Origin of the sequence: Planosporangium flavigriseum, from assembly GCF_011947225.1 — a bacterium.
Classification (GTDB): domain Bacteria; phylum Actinomycetota; class Actinomycetes; order Mycobacteriales; family Micromonosporaceae; genus Planosporangium; species Planosporangium flavigriseum.
In genome coordinates this window covers 77,939-101,532 of the sequence record NZ_JAATVW010000016.1, presented here as the reverse complement: position 1 = coordinate 101,532, position 23,594 = coordinate 77,939, and the positions used below count along the sequence as shown (strand labels likewise).

The 23,594-nt window shown below is 71.0% G+C and carries 20 protein-coding genes and 1 pseudogene; 11 read left to right on the top strand and 10 right to left on the bottom strand.

Annotated elements, in window-relative coordinates:
- Positions 1-37: 37 nt before the first annotated feature.
- On the top strand, positions 38-1,333 hold the full coding sequence (locus HC028_RS20590) for an MFS transporter (RefSeq protein ID WP_168079015.1): 1,296 nt from the start codon (positions 38-40) through the stop codon (positions 1,331-1,333).
- Positions 1,334-1,381: 48 nt separating this feature from the next.
- On the top strand, positions 1,382-2,455 hold the full coding sequence (locus HC028_RS20585) for a DMT family transporter (protein ID WP_168079014.1): 1,074 nt from the start codon (positions 1,382-1,384) through the stop codon (positions 2,453-2,455).
- Here the strand turns inward: HC028_RS20585 and HC028_RS27820 are convergent.
- Positions 2,351-2,803 (bottom strand): annotated as a pseudogene (locus HC028_RS27820) (IucA/IucC family C-terminal-domain containing protein); the annotation flags it as partial. The gene HC028_RS20585 and the pseudogene HC028_RS27820 overlap by 105 nt on opposite strands.
- A gap of 648 nt (positions 2,804-3,451) precedes the next feature.
- Between HC028_RS27820 and HC028_RS20580 the strand changes: the two are divergent.
- Positions 3,452-4,984 (top strand): wax ester/triacylglycerol synthase domain-containing protein, encoded by a 1,533-nt coding sequence (locus HC028_RS20580; RefSeq protein WP_168079013.1) that lies wholly within the window; start codon positions 3,452-3,454, stop codon positions 4,982-4,984.
- 40 nt (positions 4,985-5,024) lie between these two features.
- Entirely contained in the window at positions 5,025-5,774 is a 750-nt protein-coding gene (gene ppgK / locus HC028_RS20575) for a polyphosphate--glucose phosphotransferase (RefSeq protein ID WP_168079012.1), read from the top strand.
- Here the strand turns inward: ppgK and HC028_RS20570 are convergent.
- The gene (locus HC028_RS20570) at positions 5,750-6,691 is read right to left on the bottom strand and encodes a GNAT family N-acetyltransferase (RefSeq protein WP_168079011.1); all 942 of its coding nucleotides are present in this window, start codon (positions 6,689-6,691) and stop codon (positions 5,750-5,752) included. The two genes, ppgK and HC028_RS20570, sit on opposite strands and share 25 nt — an antisense overlap.
- Before the next feature lie 48 nt (positions 6,692-6,739).
- A complete protein-coding gene (locus tag HC028_RS20565; protein ID WP_168079010.1) occupies positions 6,740-7,405 on the bottom strand; it encodes an HAD family hydrolase in 666 nt (221 codons plus the stop codon).
- A 182-nt stretch (positions 7,406-7,587) separates the two neighbouring features.
- Between HC028_RS20565 and HC028_RS20560 the strand changes: the two genes are divergently transcribed.
- A complete protein-coding gene (locus HC028_RS20560) occupies positions 7,588-9,030 on the top strand; it encodes an MFS transporter (RefSeq protein WP_239075509.1) in 1,443 nt (480 codons plus the stop codon).
- An 18-nt stretch (positions 9,031-9,048) separates the two neighbouring features.
- Here the strand turns inward: HC028_RS20560 and galE are convergent, their stop codons facing one another.
- Together galE and HC028_RS20550 are read right to left on the bottom strand one after the other, a co-directional pair.
- Entirely contained in the window at positions 9,049-10,050 is a 1,002-nt protein-coding gene (galE, locus tag HC028_RS20555; RefSeq protein ID WP_168079009.1) for a UDP-glucose 4-epimerase GalE, read from the bottom strand.
- A gap of 82 nt (positions 10,051-10,132) precedes the next feature.
- Positions 10,133-11,035, bottom strand: coding sequence for a hypothetical protein (locus HC028_RS20550; protein ID WP_168079008.1), 903 nt, complete (start codon positions 11,033-11,035; stop codon positions 10,133-10,135).
- 192 nt (positions 11,036-11,227) lie between these two features.
- On the opposite strand from HC028_RS20550, the gene HC028_RS20545 reads away from it, so the two are divergent.
- Positions 11,228-12,844, top strand: coding sequence for a glycosyl hydrolase family 18 protein (locus tag HC028_RS20545; protein WP_168079007.1), 1,617 nt, complete (start codon positions 11,228-11,230; stop codon positions 12,842-12,844).
- A 61-nt stretch (positions 12,845-12,905) separates the two neighbouring features.
- Here HC028_RS20545 and HC028_RS20540 read toward each other — a convergent pair whose 3' ends face one another.
- Positions 12,906-13,256 carry an STAS domain-containing protein gene (locus HC028_RS20540; RefSeq protein WP_168079006.1) on the bottom strand — a complete coding sequence of 117 codons (351 nt, stop codon included), beginning with the start codon at positions 13,254-13,256 and terminating at the stop codon, positions 12,906-12,908.
- A gap of 165 nt (positions 13,257-13,421) precedes the next feature.
- On the opposite strand from HC028_RS20540, the gene HC028_RS20535 reads away from it, so the two are divergent.
- From HC028_RS20535 to HC028_RS20525, 3 genes are all read left to right on the top strand, one after another.
- The gene (locus HC028_RS20535; protein WP_275408257.1) at positions 13,422-15,065 is read left to right on the top strand and encodes a serine/threonine-protein kinase; all 1,644 of its coding nucleotides are present in this window, start codon (positions 13,422-13,424) and stop codon (positions 15,063-15,065) included.
- 105 nt (positions 15,066-15,170) lie between these two features.
- A complete protein-coding gene (locus HC028_RS20530) occupies positions 15,171-15,770 on the top strand; it encodes an adenylyltransferase/cytidyltransferase family protein (RefSeq protein ID WP_168079004.1) in 600 nt (199 codons plus the stop codon).
- 23 nt (positions 15,771-15,793) lie between these two features.
- A complete protein-coding gene (locus HC028_RS20525; RefSeq protein ID WP_203981352.1) occupies positions 15,794-16,621 on the top strand; it encodes a deoxycytidylate deaminase in 828 nt (275 codons plus the stop codon).
- Here the strand turns inward: HC028_RS20525 and HC028_RS20520 are convergent.
- The 4 genes from HC028_RS20520 to arfB are packed head-to-tail and all read right to left on the bottom strand — an operon-like array spanning position 16,593 to position 18,922.
- Positions 16,593-17,042 (bottom strand): HIT family protein, encoded by a 450-nt coding sequence (locus HC028_RS20520; protein ID WP_168079003.1) that lies wholly within the window; start codon positions 17,040-17,042, stop codon positions 16,593-16,595. The two genes, HC028_RS20525 and HC028_RS20520, sit on opposite strands and share 29 nt — an antisense overlap.
- Before the next feature lie 7 nt (positions 17,043-17,049).
- Entirely contained in the window at positions 17,050-17,559 is a 510-nt protein-coding gene (locus tag HC028_RS20515; RefSeq protein WP_168079002.1) for a dihydrofolate reductase, read from the bottom strand.
- Entirely contained in the window at positions 17,556-18,452 is an 897-nt protein-coding gene (gene thyA / locus HC028_RS20510; protein ID WP_168079001.1) for a thymidylate synthase, read from the bottom strand. Before thyA ends, HC028_RS20515 begins: the two co-directional genes overlap by 4 nt.
- A gap of 44 nt (positions 18,453-18,496) precedes the next feature.
- A complete protein-coding gene (gene arfB / locus HC028_RS20505) occupies positions 18,497-18,922 on the bottom strand; it encodes an alternative ribosome rescue aminoacyl-tRNA hydrolase ArfB (protein WP_168079000.1) in 426 nt (141 codons plus the stop codon).
- Between the two features lie 266 nt (positions 18,923-19,188).
- On the opposite strand from arfB, the gene HC028_RS20500 reads away from it, so the two are divergent.
- Together HC028_RS20500 and HC028_RS20495 are read left to right on the top strand one after the other, a co-directional pair.
- A complete protein-coding gene (locus HC028_RS20500; protein ID WP_168078999.1) occupies positions 19,189-20,022 on the top strand; it encodes a DMT family transporter in 834 nt (277 codons plus the stop codon).
- Between the two features lie 187 nt (positions 20,023-20,209).
- Positions 20,210-23,584: an SCO7613 C-terminal domain-containing membrane protein gene (locus tag HC028_RS20495; RefSeq protein ID WP_168078998.1), complete on the top strand. Its 3,375-nt coding sequence runs from the start codon at positions 20,210-20,212 to the stop codon at positions 23,582-23,584.
- The last annotated feature ends 10 nt before the right edge of the window (positions 23,585-23,594 follow it).

The window sequence follows — 23,594 nt, the reverse complement described above, 5'->3', positions numbered from 1 at the left end:
TGCGCCGACGGCGGCGTCACAGGCGGCAGGAGGGGTCGTGCAGGATCCACAGATTCCAGCCGAGAGCCGGCACGTGCGCCGGTTGTGGGGATCGGTCGGGGTGAGCCTGCTCGGCACCCAGGTCACGATGCTCGCCCTGCCGCTGACCGCACTCACCGTGCTGCACGCGTCGCCGGCGCAGGTCGCGGCGCTCGCGGCGGCCGGCACCGCACCGTTCCTGCTGCTGGGCCTGCCGGCCGGGGCCATCGTCGACCGCTGCCGGCCACGCCGGCTCATGGTCGTCGCCGACCTGGCCCGCGCGGCCCTGCTGATCAGCGTCCCGCTGGCCTTCGCCGCGGGCGCCCTCACGCTCGCCCACCTGTTCGTGGTGGCCGCCGGCATCGGAGCGCTCAGCGTGCCGTTCGACGTGGCGTCACTGTCGGTACTGCCGGCGCTGGTCCGGCCGGCGCACATCGCCGCCGCCAACGTCAAGCTGGAGTCCACCCGCGCGGTGGCGGAGACCGGTGGCCCGGCTCTCGGCGGCGCGCTGGTCCAGGCCGTCACCGCGCCGATCGCGCTGATCGTCGACGCGGCCAGCTACCTGCTGTCGGCGCTGCTGCTGCGCGGGCTGCCGGCCCTGCCGGCAGCGGCTCCCACCGGCACCCGGGAACCGCTGCTGGCCCAGATTCGCGCCGGCATCCGGTTCTGCCTCACCCACCGCTACATCCGTCCACTCGCGATCGCGGCGGGGTGGATGAACTTCTGGACGCAGGCGCTGATGGCCGCGTTCATCACGTACGCGGTGCGCCAACTACACCTGCCCGCATCGGCCGTGGGCGTCGTCCTGGGCGTGGCGAACCTCGGTTACCTGGGCGGATCCCTGCTCGTACCCTGGCTCAACCGGCGGATCGGGCTCGGGCCGACGATCGCGCTGGGCGCACTCCTGCACGGGGCGTACCTGCTGGCCGCAGCCGCACCGCACGCCCGCCCGCTGCCGTGGCTGATCGCCGGGTTCATGCTGGCGGCCGCCGGGCAGGGCATCTGGAACGTCGACGCGGTGAGCCTGCGCCAGACGACCACCCCCGGGCCCATGCTGGCCCGGATGAACGCCACCAACCGGTTCCTCATCTGGGGGACCATGCCGCTGGGCGCCGCCGCCGGCGGGCTCCTCGCCAGCGCGACCGACCTGCACACCACCGTCACCGTCGCGGCCGTCGCGATCCCGTTCGCCACCGTCGCCGTCCTGCTCTCGGCCGTACGCCGGCTGCGGACCATGCCCGCCTCACCGACGACGGCCCCCGCGCCGAATGAGAACGCGCCGGATGAAGACCTGGCGCTCACCCCGGCGACGTGACCTCAAAGTCGCGCGACAACGTCGTACCCGTGGGGCATCGTGTCAGAGGTGAACGCCGCCCCCAGTCCTGACCGCACGCACCTCCGGTCGTGGCTTCCCGGATACCTGCTGCTCGCGTTGATCTGGGGCGCCAGCTTCCTGTTCATCAAGGTCGGCATCCGCGAACTGCACCCGCTCTACGTCACCCTCGGCCGGGTCGTGGCCGGGGCGGTCACGGTACTCGCGCTGATACTCGTCACCCGGGTCCGGCTGCCGCGTGACCCGCGCGTGTGGGGCCACCTCGCGGTGGTGGGCATGGTCGGCGTGGCGATCCCGTTCACCCTCTTCGGATACGGCGAGCAGCGGGTCTCCTCGGTCCTCGCCGGCATCTGGAACGCCACCACGCCGCTGGTCGCGCTGCCGGTGGCGACGCTGGTCTTCCGTACCGAACGCATGACCGCACGCCGGCTCACCGGCATCCTCGTCGGGTTCGCGGGGGTCCTCGTCGTCCTCGGGGTCTGGCGCGGCGTCGGCGGCGTGCAGCTCACCGGGCAGCTCATGTGCATGGCCGCGGCGGCCTGCTACGGGATCGCGATCCCCTACCAGCGGCGCTTCCTCGGCGGGCTCGGCGGTTCCGGGCTGGTCGTGCCGGCCGGCCAGCTCATCACGGCCACGGTCGCGCTGTTGGTCTTCGCCCCGCTGGTCGCCGGGGCGCCACCCGCGCCGACCGCGCTGTCCGGGGACGTCATCGCCAGTGTGCTGGCACTGGGAGCGCTCGGCACCGGTCTCGCGTTCGTGCTGAACTTCCGGGTCATCCGCTTCGCGGGCGCCACCACCTCGGCCTCGGTCACCTACCTGATTCCGATCGTCGCCACCGTCATCGGCGTGGTGAATTTGCACGAGCACCTCAGCTGGTACCAGCCGGTCGGCGCGCTCGTCATCCTCGTCGGGGTCTCGGTGTCCCAGGGAATCCTGCGGCTACCGGCAGCTGCCCGGAAGAGCGCGGTGCAGCAGGGCGCAGTCGCCGCACATACCGCCGCCGTCGAGCCGGTAGTACAGGCAGCAGCTACGCCGCACGAAGCTCAGCCGTCCCCGATCGTCGGTGAGGTCGCCGCTGCCGCGCAAGGGACCGTACGCGAGTAGGGACAGCCCCGCAGGCGTCACGTTCCCCGGCGCCGCGGCTCGCAGCGCCCCCGCCAGCCCCGAGGCGACGTTCCCCCACAGCAGCCCGGCCGCCACGGGCACCACCTCGCGGACCGCGTCAACCAGCGGCCGCAGGTGGTCGTCGACGACGATCCTGCACCAGGCTGCGTGCAGCGCGGCGGGTTCACCGCGCGATGCGGCTGCCCGTACGAGATCCAGGGTGAACCCTGACCGTGGGTCGTAGCGGAACCGGACGTTCTCCGGCCGCAGGTCGAGCACCATGCCCTCGCGCAGGAGCACCGAGACGGCCGGGCCGACCAGCCGCGCGGAGTAGCCGAGGACCACCATCGAGGCGGCGACGCGACGCTCGCAGCCACCGAAGCGGGCGGCGACGCGGTCGACCAGGTCGGCGGCGGTGCCGTTGGGCGCGCAGAGTCGATCGGCCGGAGTTCCGGCCCGGGCGTCGACGCCCATTCGCAGAAACGGGTTGTCGCCACCCGCCCGCACAACGGCCGCCACCACGTCCGCACCGGCGACCGGCGTCAGCACCGGCCAGCCATCAACCGCCATCATGCTCCCCCGGCCGCGACCGCGGCATCGACCGGCTCCCGGTAGACATCCGACCTCCCCTGATCCGGCCGACGCTCAGGCTAGCCCCGCCACCGCCGATCAGTGTCCGCAGGTCGCACGCACCCGATAGACGGAGCCGACCGTAGGCGTTAATACCTTCGACGTTCCTACATACAGGTTTATCTGTGCCCAATGCGGAGATCGGGTCGCTACACGGCGGAGGGGCGAGACCCGGGCACGAGGCCAGGTCGGTCATGACCGAGCGGCGCGGGGATCGTAACGCCAGGAACACCTGAACGACTCGGCGTAGTCATCTGGCTACGTTTCCGTGGGGTGATCCGATCGAAGGACGCAATCAGCAGCACCACCTGTTGGGCAACCCGGGCGGAAGACCTGAAGGACGACGCGCGATGAGACAGGCCACCAATGGATCGTGAACGACTGAGCGCTCTCGACACCGCCTTCCTGTGTCTGGAGTCCCCGCAAGCGCCGATGCACCTGGGCGCGCTCGCGGTGTTCCAGTCGCAGCAGCGGGTCCAGTCAGCGCGCCTCCTCGCGGTGCTCGGCGACCGCATCGCGCGGCTGCCGCACCTCCGTCAGCGGGTACGGCCCACGCTTTTGCCCTTGGGCGCCGCGGCGTGGGCAGAGGACAGGTCGTTCGACATCGCGCACCACCTGTACCTGCACAAGCTCAACCGGGGCGGCCGGGCAGGCCTCGCCGCCCTGGCCGAGGAGTTGATGGCCGAACCCCTCGACCTCAACCGGCCCTTGTGGCAGCTTCACCTGATCACGGGCCTGCGCGACGGCCGCTTCGCCGTCCTGGTCAAGCTCCACCATGCGATGGCGGACGGCCTGCGGGCGGTGGAGTTGAGCGTGGGCCTTCTCGACGGGTACAGCGACGCGCTGCCGACGGCCCCCGCCTCGGTGGACAAAGGCGCGACCGGCCCGTGGTCGGCGCTGGTGGGAATGACCCGATCGGCCGCCGGAGCGGCGCTTCGCCCCGACCGACTGCTGACCGGCCTCGCCCACAATGCCGCCGGCCTACCCGGCGCGGTTGCCCAGATGGTGGGTACCGTGGGCATCGCGTCGTCCATAGTTGCCTGTGCCCGGCTCGGCGCCCTCCTGTCACCGGTCCTGAGCACGTCACCGAATGGCAGCTCAGCACCGGACGGCGGCGCGACACCCCACGGTGGCTCGCACCCTGCGTCCTTCGCGCACCCCCCCACCGGAAGGCTGCCGGCGACCAGAATCGCACCCATGGTCGCCCGGACGTCGTCGGCCAACCGCCGGCTGGCCCTGCTCCAACTCGATGTCGGCGCAGTGCGCCAGGTGCGCAAACGCCACGGCGGCACCGACAACGACGTACTGCTGGCGGTGGTCACCGGCGCGCTACGCGCCTGGCTCGCCGAGCAGGGCCACTGCGCCGAGAGCCTCAACGTACGGGCCTTCGTCCCGGTCAGCCGGCGCAGCCGCGCCAACGATCCGCGCCGCGGCAACGTGCTCTCCGGGTACCTGTTCGACCTTCCCGTACAGGAGAGGGACCCGCTCGACAGGCTGCGGCAGATCCGGGTCACGATGGATCGTCACAAGGCCGCTGGGTTCGCCCGCGGCCCCGGCGCGATTCCCGTGCTCGCCGACCGCGTACCGGCCGCGGTACACCGGGTCGCCGGACCCCTGGCGCGCCACGGAGCGCCGCTGCTGTTCGACACCATGATCACGAACGTGCCCATCCCCGGGCGACCCCTCACCCTGGCCGGGGCGCGGCTGCGGGAGGTTTACCCGATCGCACCGCTGGCCCGAGGCCAGGCACTCGGGATCGCCCTGTCGGCCTATCAGGGCCGGGTCCACGTCGGGCTGCACGCCGACCGGCAGACGCTACCCGACCTGCCCCGACTTGCCGCGGCGGTCCCCGCCGCCCTGGCCGCCCTGGCCAGCGCCGACGGCAGCGGTACGGGATGACGACGGCTTGATCCTCAATTGGACGGGCTAGCCTGGAACCATGACCACCCTCGGTATCGACATCGGCGGATCGGGGATCAAGGGCGCGCCGGTCGACCTGGACGCTGGAGATCTGGCCGACAAGCGATACCGGGTGGAGACGCCACAGCCCGCCACCGTCGATCGGGTCGTGGAGACGGTAGCGGAGGTGGCGCGCCAGTTCGCCGACGTGGACACCGTGGGCATCACGTTCCCGGGTGTCGTGGTCGGCGGCGTAACCAGAACGGCCGCGAACGTGGACAAGGCGTGGATCGACGCGCCGGCCGCCGAACTGTTCGCCCGCGCGATCGGCCGTCCGGTCACGGTCCTCAACGACGCCGACGCGGCGGGTATCGCCGAGATGACCTACGGTGCCGGCCGCAACCAGCACGGCACGACCGTCATGCTGACCTTCGGTACCGGGATCGGCAGCGCCCTGTTCCGCGACGGCCAGCTCGTACCCAACACCGAGTTCGGGCATCTCGAACTGGACGGGGTGGACGCCGAGGTGCGCGCGTCCGATCGCGCCCGCGACATCGACGATCTGAGCTGGCCCCAGTGGGCTCAGCGCGTGCAGCGGTACCTCAGACACGTGGAGCAGCTACTTCAACCGGACCTCATGATCATCGGCGGCGGGGTGAGCAAGAAGGCGGAGAAGTTCCTCCCGTTGATCGAGGTCCGCACGCCCCTCGTACCGGCGGTCCTGCAGAACAACGCCGGCATCATCGGCGCGGCCCTGGCCGCCGATCAGGGCACCAAGGTCCGGGCATAGGTGACGGCCCGCGTCTCGACCGCGAACCCCACGCGTCCATAGACGCCGACCGCACCGGTGGGGCTGTCCGCGTCCGCCTCGAGCGCCGCGGTGTCCATACCCGCTGCCCGGGCCGCGCGGAGGACCTGGCTGAGCAGCGCACCGGCCAGACCACGACGCCGCCACGGCCGCCGAACCCCGACATGACCGACGTAGAGGCGGGTCGGATCGGCATCCTTGTACCCCAACACGTACCCGGCGATCTCGTCGCCGGCAAAGGCGATCGAGGACAGTCCGGGGAGGAAGTTCTCGGAGTGGGGGACCATGGTCGCCCACTCCTCGAAGCTCCTGCGCTGGGACCCCCAGTGGTCGGCGAACGCCTCCACGTGGGCTTCGTAAAGATCTTTCTCGTACGCGCTCCGGTAGGGGGTGCTCCGCAAGCCCTCCGGCAGCGCGACCACCGGCACGGTCGCGGTGGACGCCGCCATGTTGAACCAGCACCGGACCGGGGTCAGACCGAAGCGCCGGTACAGAATGACCGCCGTCTGGTCCTCGCCCGGCGCCACAAGGTGGACCTCCCAGGAGGCGTCCGGAGCGCTTGCCCGGTGGATCTCGGCGGCTCGATTCAGCTCCCACCCCAGCAGCCCGCGCCCGATGCCGCGACCACGCCACCCGGGGTGCACGCCGCCCATCACGTCGAGCCGGAAGCCCCCGTCCGGCGGGGTCGCCAGGAGTCCGGCCGCCACGAGAACACCGTCCGGCGTGAACAGCAGCCGGGAGTCGGATGCCGGGTCGCGCACGATGCTACGGACGCGCGCGCCGATGAAGTCGGGGGTGAGACCGGCATGGGCGCCGCCCGCATTCTCGATCGCGTTGATCAGCTCACTCAAAGCAGGCGCGTCAGACTCTCGGTACTCCCGCGGCGTCAGCTCCAGCACGCGGCGACTCTACCGGCGGCACGGTGACGGTGGTACCGAATTAGGCGATCATCGGGTCCGGCGGCCGGGCCCTCCCAACGCCTCCACGGTGAGCTCGTCGAGTCCGTTGACGACCCGGTCGGCGAGGGCGATCGCATCGGGCTGCGGCGGGTAGGCGGCGTGCGGCACCGCGACGACGCGCATCCCGGCGGCGTGGGCGGCCCGCAGACCGTTGCTGGAGTCCTCGATCGCCACGCAGGTCCCGGGCGCGACGCCCAGCTTCCCGGCCACGGCGAGGTAGACGTCGGGCGCGGGCTTGCCGCGCGGAACCTCCTCGGTCGACATGGTCACCGCGAACCGATGCGCGAGGCCGGTTTCCTCCAACACGGACGCGATCAGCCGGGCCGGCGACGAACTGGCCAGCCCCAACGGCCACCGGTCAGCCAACCGGCGGACGGCCTCGACCGCTCCGGGCAGCAGCGGCAACTCCTGTTCGTAGCGGCGCGCCATCCGGTCGATGACCTCGGTCGCCACGACCTCCGGGGCGCGTCCGACCCCGAGGTCAACGCTGAGATACCGGGCCCACTCGGCGGTGCTCATCCCCATCAGCCGCTGCTGGCTGTCGGGCAGCCACCGGCCACCGGTCTCCGCGACGTACGCGCGCCGCACCTGCTCCCACACCGGCTCGGAGTCGATCAGTACACCATCGAGGTCGAAGACCACCGCGTCCGTCACGGCCCCATCCTTTCACCGGCAGCCAGCCGTCACCCGGCCACCTGACGCGCTTTCCATTCGTGATCAAGAATGGCGTACCCGGCCTCGTCGGTCCACTCGTTCTTGTCTCTCACTTCGCCGACCTCGGATATTTACCGGGAATCCGGGCAGGGCGCACCAGGCACCGACCGGAGGGGGGCGGGTTGAGCCAGGTACAGACCGCCACCGTCCGCACGAACGTACCCGCACGCCTGGACCGCCTGCCCTGGTCGCGGTTCCACTGGATGGTCGTCATAGGCCTGGGTACGGTCTGGATCCTTGACGGCCTCGAGGTGACGATCGTCGGCAATCTCTCCGGCCAGCTCGCGCAGCCGGACAGCGGCCTGCGCATCACCCAGAGTCAGGTCACCGGGCTCGCCGCCGCGCTGTACGTGGCGGGCGCCTGCCTCGGGGCGCTGGTCTTCGGCTGGATGACCGACCGGTTCGGACGCAAGAAACTTTTCATCATCACGCTGGGCGTGTACCTGACGGCCACGGCGCTCACCGCGTTCTCGTTCAGCGCGTGGTGGTTCTTCCTGTGCCGGTTCTTCACCGGCTTCGGCATCGGCGGGGAGTACGCGGCGATCAACTCCGCGATCGACGAGCTGATCCCGGCACGACACCGTGGCCGTATCGACATCATGATCAACGGTACGTTCTGGCTCGGCGCCCTGCTCGGCTCGCTGCTCACAATCCCGCTGCTGACCCGGTTCCCGCCGAACCTCGGTTGGCGCCTGGCGTTCGGCCTCGGTGTCGTACTCGGCGTGGTGATCCTGCTGGTGCGCCGGAACGTGCCGGAGAGTCCCCGCTGGCTGTTCATCCACGGCCGCGACCGTGCGGCAGAGGCGCTGGTCAGCGGGATCGAACGCGACGTCGAGCGGGAGATCGACCGGAACCTGCCCAGCCCGGACACGTACATCACGATCCGCCAGCGCGCGACGATCGGCTTCATCACGATCGCCCGGACGCTGTTCCGGCGCTACCCCAGGCGGGCGGTCCTGGGCTTCGCGCTCTTCATCGGCCAGGCGTTCCTCTACAACGCGATCACCTTCGGGTACGCCCAGGTCCTCGGCACGTTCTTCCACGTGCCGCCGGGGCGCACCGGCTACTACTACGCCGCCATCGCGATCGGCAATCTCGTCGGACCGCTGACGCTGGCGCCGCTGTTCGACATCATCGGGCGCAAACCGATGATCGCTGGCACGTACCTGCTGTCGGGAGCGCTGCTGCTCGTCACGGCCCTGCTCTTCAGCCAGGGCAGGCTGACCGCGACCAGCATGACGCTGTGCTGGTGCGTGGTGCTGTTCTTCGCCTCGGCCGGCGCCAGTTCCGCGTACCTGACCGTCAGCGAGGTCTTCCCGATGGAGACCCGCGCGATGGCCATCGCGTTCTTCTACGCGACCGGCACCGCAGTGGGCGGCATCACCGGCCCCCTGATCTTCGCCAAGCTCGTCGGCACCGGTCGGGTCGGGGACGCGGCGCTGGCGTTCGCCATCGGCGGGTTGGTCATGATGCTCGGCGGAGTCATCGAGGCGTTCCTCGGAGTCAGCGCCGAACGGCGCAGCCTTGAAGAGATCGCCCGCCCGCTCACCGCGCAGCCGGCGTGACGAGCACTGGTGGGACGATCAGTCCCGCAGCACCGAATCCCGCATCGCCGACCACTGCAGCGAGTGCCGGATGCCGTCGGCCACCGACAGCGTGGCGTGCCAGTCGAGCAGCTCGCCGGCCCGCTCGGTACGGGCGTAGCAGCCCGCCGAGTCGCCCGGGCGGCACTCGGCCTCAGCGGTCCGCAGCGGCCGGCCCAGCGCCTCCTCGAACGCGTTGAGCAGTTCGCGCACGGTGACGCCGTTGCCGGTGCCCACGTTGATCGCCTCGTAGCGCTTCGCCCCGTCGGCCGGCAGCACCTTCTCGAAGCGCCGCAGCGCCTGTACGTGGGCCAGTGCCAGGTCCCAGACGTGGATGTAGTCGCGGATGCCGGAGCCGTCGCGGGTCGGCCAATCGGTGCCCGTCACCGTGAACACGTCGTCGCTCTCGGCCGCCGTGATCATCTTGCCGAGCACGTGGGTGGGCTGGCGCAACTGCAGCCCGGTCCGCATCGCCGGATCGGCGCCGATCGGGTTGAAGTAGCGCAGCGAGATGACCCGCAGGTCGTGCGCGTTCGCCGTGTCCTCGAGGATCGCCTCGTTGATCGCCTTGGTCTGCGCGTACGGGCTGAGCGGCGCGAACGGCGAGTTCTCGTCGACCGAGAAGTCCTCACCGGGCCGGTAGATCGAGGCCGAGGAGCTGAACAGCACCTTGCCGCAGCCGTTGCGGAGCAGGTGGTCCACGAAGTCGATCGACTTGGCGACGTTCTCGCGGTAGTACCGCAGCGGCTGCTCGACCGACTCGGGAACAACGATCAGAGCGGCGGCGAGCACGGCCGCCTCGATGTCAGGGTGCTCCGCGAAGATCCGGTCGATCAGCGCGCCGTCCGCGATGTCGCCCTGGTAGAAGATCCGGTCCCGGGTGAACTCGGCGCGGCCGGTGCTCAGGTTGTCGAGGATCACCGGCGTCAGGCCGTTGTCCAGGCAGGCGGACGCGACCGTACTGCCGATGAAACCGGCCCCGCCCGCGATCAGGACCTTCATGTTGTGCTCCTCCCGCACGCGTACCGCCTATTGACAGCGGTCGTGCCGAGTGGCCTGACATTGCGGGCGCCACGCTACCACCTCAGGCCCACTCCCAATGAAAGCCGACCACCGCCTGCTCGATGGGGCCGAACCGGCAATGCACGGCCAGATCGTCGTCCAGCTCCACGACCTGACGATCAACGATACGCGCGTGGTCGATGCCGTCCCACCGGGCCAGCCACACCCGGGCCGGCACCCGGCGCTGATGGAACTTGACCCAGATGGTCACGTCATCGGTCCGGCGCACCACCCCGCGGCGGAACTCGGGGGCGGGCGGCGTCTTGTAGAAGAAGGTCGTTCGCACCTGGGTGAGGGTGGTCTCCCCCGCTTCGAGCGGCCGGGTCAGCAGGATGTCTACGGCGTACAGGCTCTCGTTGATCCGGTAGATCCGGTCTCCGACCCGCCCGCCCCGGATCACCTCGACGGCCAGCTCGTCGGTGTCGAACCGGTACGGGTACCCGGCCAGACCGTTCACGTTCGCCTGGATGACCTGGATGGTCTGGTGCTCGGCGGGCGTCCCGTCCGGCCCCAGCACGTGCAGTTCGTGCAGCGCGAGGGTCTGGTGGCGCGGCGGCCCGTCCCGCAGGTGCTCCTCCGACAGCGACTGCGCCTCGCCGGTGATGACCCGCACCGAGTCGGAGCCCCGCAGCAGGTCGTACAGCCGGATCGCGTCCCGCCCGTCGAACGCGAACGCGTCCACGAACAGCCGGAGGGCCTCGGCGTCGAGCACACCGCCGTCCAGCGCCTGCCGCACGGTCGCGACGAGGTCGGTGGCGGTGTCACCGCTCGCGTCCTCGGCGAGCACCCGAGCGACGGCGGCAATGTCGATCTCGCCCGGCTGCGGCTGGGACGCGTGCCGCTCCCACCTGCGCCGGTACTCCCCTGGGCGCAGCAACAGCATCCGGAGATAGGCGGACGTCTGTGCCACTCCACCGTCGGCCACGTCCGCCCACCTCCTTGAGCGAGTACGCATGAGTAACCGTCAGCCTAGCGACTACCATGCCATCTCCGCTGCGCAGGCGATCGTCGGCGATCAGTGCCAGCTGATGCTTGCCGTTTTAGTTAACTTTATTTATTGTCTCTGCTCAAATCGATGGTAGTCCATCGGTCATGCGCCTACACCTCGGGAGAGGCCATGAACAGAAAGCGGGCAAGCTTCATCGCCGCCGGCACGGCGGCCCTACTCGCCACCGGGGCGATCGCCGTCGTCGCCTCCGCAGCCAACGCCGCAGGCTCGGTCACCGCCTCGTTCACCACGAACAGTTGGGAGACCGGTCAAACCGCGACGTACACGATCACCAACGGCACCTCCAACGCGATCACGTCCTGGACCGTGGAGTTCGACCTCCCGGCCGGCACGGCGCTCGGCGCCTACTGGGACGCCCTGATGACCCAGTCGGGCACCCACGTTGTCGCCAAGAACCGCGAGTACAACGGCGCCGTGGCCGCCGGCGGCACGACGTCCTTCGGCTTCAACACGACGGGCGCGGGCGCGCCGACCAACTGCACGGTCAACGGCGCGCCCTGCGCCGGAGGCACCCAGCCCCCACCGCCGACCACAGCGCCCCCGACCACCACGCCTCCGACCACCACGCCCCCGACCACCAACCCGCCACCTCCGCCACCCGGCGGTGGCGGCAACCAGATCGTCGGATACTTCGCCGAGTGGGGCGTCTACGGGCGCAACTACCACGTCAAGAACATTCACACGAGCGGCTCGGCGGCGAAGCTGACCCACCTGCTGTACGCGTTCGGCAACACCACCGGCGGCCGGTGCGCCATCGGGGACAGCTACGCGGACTACGACAAGGCGTACTCCGCGGCGGACAGCGTCGACGGCGTCGCGGACACGTGGGACGCCGGCGCCCTGCGCGGCAGCTTCAATCAACTCCGCAAGCTCAAGAAGATGTACCCGCACCTGAAGGTGATCTGGTCCTTCGGCGGCTGGACCTGGTCCGGCGGCTTCACCCAGGCGGCGGCGAACCCAGCCGCGTTCGCCGAGTCCTGCTACAGCCTCGTGGAGGACCCGCGCTGGGCCGACGTCTTCGACGGCATCGACGTCGACTGGGAGTACCCGAACGCGTGCGGCCTGCAGTGTGACACCAGCGGGCCGAACGCCTTCACGAACGTGGTCTCCGCGCTGCGGTCCCGGTTCGGCCCGAGTGCGCTGGTCACCGCCGCCATCACGGCGGACGGCAGCAACGGCGGCAAGATCGACGCTACCGACTACGCCGGCGCGGCGCCGCACCTCAACTGGCTCATGCCGATGACGTACGACTACTTCGGCGCGTTCAACGCCCAGGGCCCGACTGCACCGCACTCGCCGCTGACCTCATACCCGGGTATCCCGCAGCAGGGCTTCAACTCGGACGCCGCGATCCAGAAACTCAAGAGCAAGGGCATCCCGGCGAACAAGCTGCTACTCGGCATCGGCTTCTACGGACGGGGCTGGACCGGCGTCACGCAGGAAGCCCCGGGCGGCACGGCGACCGGGGCCGCGCCGGGCACCTACGAGGCGGGAATCGAGGACTACAAGGTCCTCAAGAACACCTGCCCGGCCAACCGCACGATCGCCGGCACCGCGTACGCCAAGTGCGGCAGCAACTGGTGGAGCTACGACACGCCGGCCACCATCGGCGGCAAGATGACGTACGCGAAGAGCCAGGGACTCGGCGGCGCGTTCTTCTGGGAGCTCAGCGGCGACACCCCCGACGGTGAGCTGATCGGGGCCATGCGCAACGGTCTCGGCTAGTTTTTGGCGATCTTGGACACTTGGGCCGCCGATAGCGGTCCAAGTGTCCAAGATCCGCGAATTACGAGTGCGCGGCGTCGAGCCCCAGATGCGCGGCCACCCCGGCGATCCGCAGCATGGCGAGCACCCGCGGCTGTGGGTCGGCGACGGTGAGCTGGCAGTTGTGCCGCTGCGCGATCCGCCAGCCGTACAGGAGGGCGCCGCGCCCGGTGCTGTCGAGGAACGACACCCCCGACAGGTCGACAACGAGTTCACGGGGGTCGAACTCGGCCAGCGCCCACCACAGTCGCGCCTTGAGCCGCGGAGACGTTATGCAGTCGACCTCGCCGATGACGGCGAGCTGGACGCTGTCCGCCCCCGTCGGGACGACAACGACCTGCAAGTCCCCTTCGGAACGCCGGTGTCGATCCACCGCGGCTCCACCCTCCGTACCCACCCATCCGAGTTAATTCAGCCTATGCCCCGCGTGCCGCTCGCGCCTGCTGAGAAGAAGGCCGATCCTTTGGTACGTTTTTGCCACAAATTAGGAGTTCTATAAAGACGTGTAGACCAACGTTGATAGGGGCATCTCCAAGGCATGGGAGCCGTACGTCTGCTAGCTGATCGGTACCGCCTGGTCGACCGCTTGGGCGCAGGCGGGATGTCCGTGGTTTGGCGGGCCTATGACGAGGTACTCGGCCGCCACGTGGCCGTAAAGATGCTCAGCGGCCGATACGTTGGCGACGAAGCCTCCCGGGACCTCATCCGGGCCGAGGCGCAGTCGGCCGGCCGCCTGTCCCATCCGCACGTGACGAGCGTGTACGACTACGGCGAAGTGGTCGAGCAGGACGGCAGCCGCGTGCCGTTCGTCGTGATGGAACTCGTCGAGGGCAGCACGCTGGACGCCCGGCTCGCACAGGGGCCGCTGCCGTGGGCCGTCTCGGTACGGGTGGCGGCCGAGGTCGCCGCAGCCCTGGCCGCGGCGCACGCGCGGGGCCTGGTGCACCGCGACATCAAGCCGGCCAATGTGATGCTCACGCCCGCCGGGGTGAAAGTAGTCGACTTCGGAATCGCGGCGGTCGTCGGCGCGAACGCCGACAGTTCACCGACCGTACTCGGCACCCCGGCCTACCTGGCGCCCGAGCGGCTGGGCGGCAGCGCGGTGACCACCGCCAGCGACGTCTACGCCCTCGGCCTGCTGCTGTTCCGCATGCTCACCGGCCAGCTGCCATGGCAGGCGGAGACGGTCACTCAGATGATCACGGCGCACCGGTACACCGACCCTGGCCCCCTGCCGACGATCGCCGGACTGCCCGCAGCCGTCGCCGGCGTCTGCACGCGCAGCCTCGCCAAGGCGCCTGCGGACCGCCCCACGGCCGAGGAGGTCGCGAGTACGCTCGCCGCTGCCGCCGGCATCCGGGTACCCCTTCCGCGCGACGACGCGCTCACCTGGAACGTGCCGGTGTCGACGGATGGGGCGACGGAGCCCATCAACGACCGCGTGCCGGCCTCCCTCGCCGCGAAGCGGGACGAGCGCCGCCGGCGCCCCCGGGTCGCCGCGATGGCGGCGGGCGCGGCCGCGATCGTCACCGTCACCGGGGTCGCGACCTGGTCGACGATGGACGGGAAGTCGACCGCGACGGCGGCCGCCATGTCGGAGATCCCGGCACAGCAGAACACGACCCCACCGGCCACCTGCGAAGTGCGCTACCAGACCAAGAAGGACGAGGGCGGGGCGTTCGCCGTCGATGTCTCCGTCGCCAATGTGGGCAGCAAGCCGGTTTCCGACTGGACCCTGCGCTTCGACTTCCCGGCCGATCAGAAGGTGACCGGTGGCACCGGGGCGGCATGGACACAGTCCGGGCCTTCGGTCACTGCCCGCGGCACCGGGACCCTCGCTCCCGCCGCGACCGCGACGGTGAGCTTGACCGGCGGATACCAGGGATCGAACCCGATCCCCACGGACTTCACCCTCAACGACGCCGCCTGCCGCGCGACGGTCACCGGCGCCGTGGCCGTTCCGGTGGTCCTGCCCGGCACCAAGCCCGCGGATGCGAAGGCCGCCGGGACCGGCGCCGGGACCGGATCGGCGGCGAAACCCGCAGCCGCGCCTACCACCTCCGTCACCGCGAAGAGCGAGGTCGACGCTGCCAAGCGGCGCCTTGAGGAGTGGCTCAAGCAGCAGCGCGCCCGGACCGGCAACGGCAACGGCAAGGGCGGCAACGGCAAGGGCGACGGCTGAACCACCCTGTTCACTGACTGTAAGGAAGGGCGCAAACCGTGCCCGACTGTGCCAGCAGGCCTGCTGACCCTTTATGCTTCGCGGGGCTAGGAGGGCAGGTACTCGATGCAGAACAACAGCGGGCTGTTCGCCGACGCCTCCAACTTCGAGATGCGGTACGTCAAGAGCTACGACCAGATCTCGGAGATTGTGCAGGCGCTGCGCGTACTTGGGCTCAAGGTCGTCCTGACCAGCGGCTCGTTCGACATCCTGCACGAGGGCCACTCCATGTACCTCGAGGCCGCCCGCGGCTTCGGTGACTTCCTCATCGTCGGCCTGGACAGCGACGAGAAACTGCGCAGGCGCAAGGGACCCGGTCGCCCGGCCGTGCCCGAACTGGAGCGACTGCGTATGGTGACCCACCAGCGCGGCGTTGGCCTGGTCACGCTCAAGCACGTCGACGAGCCGAAATGGGCCCTGATCCAGGCGGTACGCCCGGACGTGCTGGTCGCGACCGCCGAGACGTACACGCCTTCGCAGATCGCCGAGCTCGAGGAGAAGTACTGCGGGCGGGTCGAGGTCCTGGAGCGGATGGCCACGGTCAGTACCTCTGCCCGGCTGCGCCGCCTGCAGATGGGGCTGGCCGAGGTCATGTCCCAGAAGCTGTCCGAGCGGCTGCCCGAGCTGATCCAGGACGTGATCGACGAGACCGGGGGCAAGTCCTGAAGCAACTGCTGCTGTACCTGCCGGTGCTCCACGCCGGGTACGAGGCGCTCCTGGAGCGGCATCGGGACGCTGCGGACGTACTGCTGCTGGGTCGCGGCTTCGGCGAGGAGTTCCGGGCGCTGCGCAAGGACATCCGGGCCCTGGCGCCCGAGCGGGCGGCTGCTTACCTACGCGCGACCGGGGTCCCGGCGGCGATCGTCGAGCCCGACGACCTGCGGCAGGCTGTCACCGCGGACACCCTGGTCGTTCCCGACGAAGAGATCATGCGAGAGCTGGTCGCCAACCGGAACCTCGCCCACGGCCGCGAAGTGATCTTCGAGCGGACCTTCCTGCGCTGGGCCCGGCCCTGGAGCCTGGCCGAGAAGCCGGCCGACTACGACGGTACGGTCACCGCCGACGAGGTCTCCCGCGAGCTGACCCGCCTGGCGGTCGTCGAGGCGCAGCACAGCTCCGACTGGTGGCGCCAGGTGGGCGCGGTCGCGGTACGCGACGGCAAGATCCTGAGTACGGCGTACAACCGCCACCACCCGACCGAGTACGCGCCCTACCTCGACGGCGACCCGCGCAACGAGTTCCACCGGGGCCTGCGCCCCGACCTGTCGACCGCGCAGCACGCCGAGGCGGCGATCGTGGCCCGCGCCGCCCGCGACGGGGTGAGCCTCGATGGCGCCACCCTGTACGTGTCGACCTTCCCCTGCCCGGCCTGCGCCCGGCTGGTCGCCGAGGCCGGCTTCACGCGCTGCTACTTCGCCGGCCCGTACGCGATGCTCGACGGCGACGCCATCCTGCGCGCCGCCGGGGTAGAACTGATCTGGGTGGATATCAGCTCTCAGGCCGGTGGCTCATCTTGAACCGCACCCCGTCGTGCTCGGGGTCGTCCACGTCACCGACGACAACGTGCACGTGGACGTGCGCGATCGAGCTACCGGTATAGCGGAAGTCGCCGTTGCGCGAGCCGATGCTGTAGAACATCAACCCGTACGTGTCCCTGATCCACTCCAGCACGGACCAGTACTCGTTGCGGGCCGCCGGCTCGAGGTCCAGCAGATCCTCCACGTGCGCCCGGGGTACCAGCAGCAGGTGCAGGCGGGTGTTCACGTACGGGTACTTGTTGTTCGTGACGACCCAGTGCTCGGTCTCGTGCAGCACCGGATGCTTTTCGTCAGCGGTGAGGTGCTCGGGGCAGAAGATGCAGATCCCGTCCCGTTCGAGCGCCTGCATGTCGGCGAGCTGTTCGGGTACCCGGAAGTTTTCCAACTGGTAGAGCGCCATGCGAGACCTATCCGCGCTCGTAGCGCTCGAACGTGTAGGGCAGTTCCTCACCGGCCGGGCCGGGCTCGCTCTCGACCAGCTTGAACCCGTCGAGCCAGCCGGCCGGCATCCGCACGTCGCCCTCGACCTCGGCGTGCACCCTGGTCAGGTAGATGATGTCGGCCTCGGGCAGCGCCTCGGTGTAGATCTGGGCCCCGCCGATGACGAAGACCTCGTCCTTACCGGCGAACTCCTCGATCGCCCGGGCCACCGACAGGGCCGCGGTGACCGACGGCTGGTAGATGACCGGCCCCTCGCCGGGTCGTACCTGACGCGTCGTGACGACCGTGATCCGACCGGGCAGCGGCCGCCCCAGCCGGTTCACGATCGACTCGTGGTTCCGCCGCCCGCACACCAGGACGTGTCCGCTCGTGAGCGACTTGAACCGCCGCAGGTCTGCGGGCAGGTGCCAGGGCAGATCGTTGTCCCGGCCGATGACGTCGTTCTCGCTGGCCGCGAGGAAAAGAGATGTCCTCACGGCGCGACCGGGATCCGGCCGACCGCCGGGTGCGGGTGGTAATCGGACAGCTCGAAGTGCTCGGCCCGGAAGTCGTGGATGTCGGTTATCTTCTTGCCCGCCTCGGTGAGGTGGACGGTGGGCAGCCGGCGCGGCTCCCGGTCGAGCAGTGGGAGCACCTTGTCGATCTGATCCTCGTACACGTGCGCGTCGGAGATCGTGTGGTAGTAGACGCCGGCGGTGAAGCCGGTCAACTGCTCCAACATCAGAGTCAGGGCCGCGTACTGCACCATGTTCGACGGAACGCCGACCGGCACGTCGCCGGAGCGCTGGAACATGTGCAGGTGGATCCGCTCGTTGATGACGCGTACGTGCACCCAGCCGTGGCACGGCGAGATCGTGGTCTTGGGCTGCTTACCCTCGCCCCGGATCTGGTACTGCGGGATCCACGGGCTCACGAAATGCGTGCGGTCGGCCGGGAACTCCGTCATCTGCTCGACCAAGTGCTTGAACTGGTCAAACGGCTGGCCCTCGATCGTGGGGAAGTCGTGGAACGCCCCGCCGTACGATCCCGGCCCGATGTCACCCGCCGGGAGCCCGCGCTTGGCCGTCTTCTCCGGGGTGGCCCAGGGCCCCCACCAGTCGCAGCCGAAGTCGGCGAACTCATCCAGGGTGGTCGCGCCGTTGATGAACGCGCACAGTTCCCCGATCGGCTTCTGCCAGAACGACGCGATGCTGCGGTCGGTGATCACCGGGAAGCCGTTGGCCAACTCGAAGCGCATCGTCTGCTGCATGAGCGTGCGGGCGGCCGGCCCCTGCCGGGTCGGCGAGGTCTCGCCGTGCTTCACGATCCGGGCCAGGACATCCCGGTACTGAGAGTCGGGCTCACGCTGCTCAAACGGAACGTATTGCACGTCGGGACTCTACAGGGCGCCGCCCGCGAACCCGGTGTAGGGAATCACTCATCGAGCCCGCGGCGCTGGCGCTTGGTCCGCGACCGTCGCCGCTTGGCGTCGAGCCGGGCCTGTACCGCGCCTCGGGACGGGCGGGTCGGCCGCCGGGTACGCGCGGGCGGCGCGATCCCGTTGACCAACAACGCGACCAGCCGGGCTTCAGCCGCCCGCCGGTTGGCAAGCTGAGACCGGTGTTCGGAGGCGGTCACGACGAGCGCCCCGTCAACCAGGCGGGACCGGAGCCGGTCGAGCGCCCGGTTCTTCAGGTGCTCGGGCAGCGCCTCCGTCTCGGCCAGATTGAAGCGCAGCTCGGCGCGCGAGTCCGCGGTGTTGACTGACTGGCCGCCGGGCCCGCTGGAGCGGCTGAACCGCCACACCAGCTCGGATCGCGGCACCGCGATCGAGCCTGTCACCTGCAGATACGCGTCCATTACCGCTCCCCTGGCTCCATGATCCAGGAGGAGGCGGCGGCGGCGCAACCGAGTTCCGCCGGTTATGCGGCGTTTCGTCACGTTTACGCTATATTGCAATGGCAGCCAGCTCGGCTGGGTGGGACAGCCGGGGGAGCCAACGTCGCCTCCCCCGGCTGGCGACACCCATCCCGCCGAACATCGTCAACGCCGGCGCGGCCACCTTGACCCCGAAAGAATGACCAGGTCGTCGGCCGAGGTCAGGCCGCGATTACTGTCCATCCATCATGCTGTCGCTCTTATTCGCCCTCACCACCGCCATCGTCTGGGGCACCGCCGACTTCTGCGGCGGAAAGGCCAGCCAGCGCGCAGCCGCGCTCGCGGTGGCAGTGCTGTCGCGGCTCGCCGGCCTGCCGGTGCTCGCGCTCGGCCTTATCTTCCTCGGCGGCGCACCGACAACGGCGGCCCTCGGATGGGGTGCGGTGGCCGGCCTGTTCGGCATGTCCGGCGTGACCCTGCTCTACCGAGCACTCGCGGCCGGGTCGATGACGGTCGTCGCGCCGGTTACCGCGGTCACGTCGGCGCTCGTACCCTTCCTCATCGGCATCGCCCTCGACGGCGCGCCGGGCACGGCGGCGATGGTGGGCGCCGCCTGCGCGATCGGCGCGATCGCGCTCGTGAGCGCCGGCCCCGGCGACGGACACAAACCCATCGGCCCAGCCGTTGTCGGCCTGGCGCTCGCCGCCGGCGCGAGCTTCGGCCTGTTCATGACGTTGCTGTCGCGCGCCGGCGACGGCGTCGGCCTCTGGCCACTGGCGGCGTCCCAGCTCACCGGCCTCGGCGTCGGCTGGCTGCTGCTGTGGCGCACCCGTACCGCCGCGCGGCTCACCGGCACGGCTCTGCGGTGGGCCGTGCCCGCGGGCGCCCTCGACTTCGCCGCCAATATCGCGTACCTGCTGGCCGCCCGCGACGGCGTGCTGAGCGTCGTCGCCCCGATCGCGTCGCTGTACCCCGCGACCACCATCCTGCTCGCGCTGGCCATCGACCGGGAGCGGATCCGGCCACTCCAGTTGGCCGGCCTCGTCCTCGCGGCGACCGCGCTGGTTCTCGTCGTCGTGTGATCAGCCCATGCGGGCGCTGTGGCCATTCAGCCTGATCCATCGGTACATGGAGGGGAAACCTTATAGACAAATTCCTTTCTCTCGCTCACCGGCCCGGTACAGGATCGGCGCAGCGTAGGTGAAGTTGTGACCTTCGACAGTCGTGTCGAGGACACAAGTTTCCCGACGTTGTGCCGATCTTGTATGCATGAATCAACCGGACCCGGCCACGTACCCCTGCCCGGCCTGTAATTCCCCGGCCAACCTGGCCACCGGCTGCCCCGGCTGCGGCCGGGGACCGGACCCCGAGGCCGCCGAGGTGATGCGGCTGGGCGGCGCGATCGAGCGGCTCGCGGGAGAGGTCGAGCGCGCCCGCCAGGGGTACGCCGAGGCGGTGGAGCGGCTGCGGGACGCCCAGCTGCGACGCAACGAACTGGCCGCACGGGTACGCGCCAGCGTCACGGTCCAGCAGACGCCAGCGCCCGTACCTGCTGCCCCCATGCCCGCACCGGAACCGGCGCCCACGCCTTCAGCCCGGCCGGAGGCCTCGACCCGCACGACGCAGAACGTCCTGTTCATCCTGGGCGGCCTCCTGCTCGCCAGCGCGGCGATCGTGTTCACCGCCGTGGCGTGGGCCAGGTTCGGCGTGGTGGGTCGGGCCTCGATCCTCGGCGTGGTGACTGCGCTCACGCTGGCCGCGCCGCCGGTCGCGCTGCTGCGCCGGCTCTCCGGCACCGCCGAGACGTTCGCCGCGCTGGGCCTGCTGCTGGTGCTGCTCGACGGGTACGCGGCCTGGTACGTCAACCTCGCCGGCGTCCACGCGATGCGCCCCGCGACGTACGCCGGGGTCGTCTGCGCGACCACCGCCTGCGTGGCGCTGGGCTACGGCGTGGTGACGCGCCTGACCGGTCCCCGTTTCCTGGCCCTCGTCGTGGCCCAACCGGTCCTGCCGCTGTTCGTGCTACACGCGGGCTTCGGCATGGCGGGGTGGGCCGGGGTCCTCACCGTGCTCGCCGCCGCCAACCTCGCCGTCGCACGGTGGGCCAACCGGGCACGGGCGCTGTCGATCGTCGCGTGGACGCTGACCGGCGTCGCCCTTGTCAGCGCCGCCGGGCCCCTGCTCGGGGCCCTGATATCCGGGGATGCGTACGGGCCGGCGATCCGGACCGGCCTCGTCCTCATCCTCGCCGCTGCCGTGGTCGTGGCCGCCGCCATGGCCGGGCCAGTGCCGGTCCTGAGGCACGTCGCGGCCGGTGCAGCGGCGCTCGCGGTGGTGATCGCCGGGGCGCGGGTCGCCCTGGTCGGCCGCCCAGCCTGGGGACTCGCGCTGGTCGCTGCCGAGATCGCTGCCCTCGCCGTCGTGGTCCGGGCTCTTCCGGTACGGGTACGCACGGGGCCGCGGGCCGGCATCCTCGCCGCGGCCGGGCTGCCCGGCCTGGGCGTGGTCGCCTGGGCGTTGCTCCTCGGGTTGGACGCGGCCGAGGCCGCGCTACCGGTCTGGCACGCGGAACTCCAGCCACCCGCCGCGTCGAACTGGTGGGTGCCGCCGGCGATCGTCCTTCTCGGCGTCGCGATCGCGGTGCTGCTGCCCCGTGGCGCGACCGCGGAAGCGGCGGTGGGCACGGGTGCGGTACTCGCGCTGGCCCTGCCCGGGGTGATCGGTCTGCCCTGGTGGGCGGCGTCGCTGGTGGCCGGAATGGTGGCGCTGCCGCTGGCACTGGCCTCGGTGACCGCCCGTTCGGTACGCCGGACGCTGGTGTACGGCGTACCGGCCGGCCTGCTGGCCGCGCACTCGGTGGCGGCCGGGCTGGCCCGGCCGGCGAGCACGGCCGGCGTACTGGCGGCGCTGGTCGCCGTCGGGACCGGCGTCGCCGTCCTGGGCCGGAACCGGCAGCGGATCGTCGGCGCCGTGGGCGCCGGCGTCGCCCTGCTCGCGCTGCCGTTCCTGCTGGCCGCGATCGCGGCGACGGCCGGTGCCACGCCCGCTACGGTCCGGGCGTTCACCGCCGCCGGCCTGGCGCTGGCGGTCGTCGCGGTGGTCATCCCGCGCGGCCGGTTGCCGGAGTACGCCGTATCCGGCGCGCTCGCCGTGCTCCTGGGAGGCGCGGGGCTCACCCTCTCGGCGGTGGCCGCGACGCCCCTGCCGTACGGGGTCTACGCAGGCGTGGCGGTACTCTGCGACGCCGTCGCGGTCCTCGCAGTCCTACCGATCCTGCGTGACCGCCCGTGGACCGGGCCGGCGGCCGCCGTGGCGGTGACCGTCCCCGCCGGGCCGGCCCTCGCCTCGGTCGTACCGGCCACGTGGGCGGTGCTGGCCGGCCCGTACGCCTGGGTCCACAAGGTCTGGTCGGGTACGCCCACCGGGATCGGCCTGGGGGTGGACGCGCCGGTCGCCCCGTACGCGTTCGGACCGGCCGCGGCGACCCTGGCCCTGTTCGCGCTCGCGCTGCTCGTCGCGTCCCGCGCGGGGCGGCCGGCGCTGACCTGGGCGGTCGTTCCGGCGACCCCGGCGATCCTGGCCACTGCGGCGGCACTACAAGCGCCGTGGCCGACGGTCGCGGCGCTCAGCCTCGCCATCGGGGCCGGCGCGGCCCTGGTCGGCGCGCTGCGGCGGTCGTCGCCCGCGCTGGGTGCCGTCGCGCTGATCGCCACCGGCGCCGGCCTGGCGGGGGCGCTGCCCACCCGGGCGGCAACACTGACCGCGCTGGCGGTGGTGCTGGTCGCGTCCGCGCTGTGCGGCCTGGCCGGTCGCGTTCGGATCGCCCGGGAGGCCGGGTGGCTGGTCGCCGCCGCGAGCGCCGCCGGTCTCGCCCTCGCCGCCGCGCTCACCGCAGACGTCGCCGTTCGCTGGGCCGCCCTGTGGGTACTGGGCGCCGCCGCCGTGACCCTGGCGGTGAGCGCGCTGCTGACTTGCTCCGGGCGTGTCGAGGGCCGACTCGTGGAGGGCGCCGCCCACGCGACCGCGTTCGTCGCGCTGCTGCTCACGATCCCGGCGATCCGGCACTCGGCCGGGGTGTGCACGCTGTGGGGCGTCGCACTCGGGCTGCGCGCGCTGCTGCCGGGCGAGGCGGCGGCCGGCCGTCGGGTACGCGTCGCCGCGGCAGCCACCATCGAACTGGTCGCGTACTGGCTGCTGCTGGTGGCGAGCGCGGTGGCGACGCTGGAGGCGTACACGCTGCCGGCGGCCGGGGTGGCGCTGCTCGCCGGCTGGCTCGCCGCGCGTACCCGACCGGGGCTGCACAGTTGGTCGGCGTACGGACCGGCGCTGCTGGCTGGGTTCGCCCCGAGCGCCGCGACGCTGCTCGGCGGCGCCGGCGAGCCCGCGCGCCGCTTCGCGCTCGGCGCCGCCGCCGTCATCGTCGTGGTTGTCGGATCGTTGCGCCGCAGGCAGGCGCCCGTCGTGGTGGGCGGCACGGTACTGGCCCTGGTCGCCGTACACGAGGTCGTGCGGTTCTGGGACCTGGTGCCGCGGTGGATCCCGCTCGCGGTCGCCGGCCTGCTCCTGGTCGGGCTCGCCACCACGTACGAGCGGCGCCGCCGCGACATGGCCCGACTCCGGGAGGCGGTCGGCCGGATGCGGTGACCCGGCTTCG

Coding starts and splice junctions, on each gene's coding strand:
- HC028_RS20545 (WP_168079007.1), top strand. CDS start 11,228: ATGAACAGAAAGCGGGCAAGCTTCATCGCCGCCGGCACGGCGGCCCTA.
- HC028_RS20580 (WP_168079013.1), top strand. CDS start 3,452: ATGGATCGTGAACGACTGAGCGCTCTCGACACCGCCTTCCTGTGTCTG.
- HC028_RS20535 (WP_275408257.1), top strand. CDS start 13,422: ATGGGAGCCGTACGTCTGCTAGCTGATCGGTACCGCCTGGTCGACCGC.
- arfB (WP_168079000.1), bottom strand. CDS start 18,922: ATGGACGCGTATCTGCAGGTGACAGGCTCGATCGCGGTGCCGCGATCC.
- HC028_RS20520 (WP_168079003.1), bottom strand. CDS start 17,042: ATGGCGCTCTACCAGTTGGAAAACTTCCGGGTACCCGAACAGCTCGCC.
- ppgK (WP_168079012.1), top strand. CDS start 5,025: ATGACCACCCTCGGTATCGACATCGGCGGATCGGGGATCAAGGGCGCG.
- HC028_RS20530 (WP_168079004.1), top strand. CDS start 15,171: ATGCAGAACAACAGCGGGCTGTTCGCCGACGCCTCCAACTTCGAGATG.
- HC028_RS20500 (WP_168078999.1), top strand. CDS start 19,189: ATGCTGTCGCTCTTATTCGCCCTCACCACCGCCATCGTCTGGGGCACC.
- galE (WP_168079009.1), bottom strand. CDS start 10,050: ATGAAGGTCCTGATCGCGGGCGGGGCCGGTTTCATCGGCAGTACGGTC.
- HC028_RS20495 (WP_168078998.1), top strand. CDS start 20,210: ATGAATCAACCGGACCCGGCCACGTACCCCTGCCCGGCCTGTAATTCC.